General features: G+C 69.4%; 2 pseudogenes. One reads left to right on the forward strand and one right to left on the reverse strand.

Going from position 1 to position 333, the window contains the following annotated elements:
• A pseudogene (locus EN874_RS34995) lies at window positions 1-96 on the reverse strand (thiamine pyrophosphate-binding protein); the annotation flags it as partial.
• A gap of 38 nt (window positions 97-134) precedes the next feature.
• On the opposite strand from EN874_RS34995, the pseudogene EN874_RS32720 reads away from it, so the two are divergent.
• Window positions 135-333 (forward strand): annotated as a pseudogene (locus tag EN874_RS32720) (rod shape-determining protein); the annotation flags it as partial.

Below are 333 nucleotides of genomic sequence, written 5' to 3' on the forward strand. Positions count from 1 at the left end.
GGCGGCCATGAAGCCGGCCGCCTGCTCGTGGAGAGTGAGAATCAGACGGATTTTCGAGCGGCGCAGCGATTCGAGAAGATCGAGATTTTCTTCGCCCCGCGGCGACGCAGGTCGAGCGCCGCGCCGCGTTCACGCTATGCGTGCCGGCCGCGGCGACGCAGGTCGAGCGCCGCGCGATTACCGAAGCCGCCGTGTCGGCCGGCGCGTGGAAGGTGAACCTGATCGGCGAATCGCTGGCATCGGCGGTCGGCGCGGGTTTGCCGGTGGCGGAGGCAACCGGGTCGATGGTGGTCGACATAGGCGGCGGCACGACCGAAGTCGGCGTGCTCACGC

The sequence above is a fragment of the Mesorhizobium sp. M1D.F.Ca.ET.231.01.1.1 genome (assembly GCF_003999155.2).
Classification (GTDB): Bacteria; Pseudomonadota; Alphaproteobacteria; order Rhizobiales; family Rhizobiaceae; genus Mesorhizobium.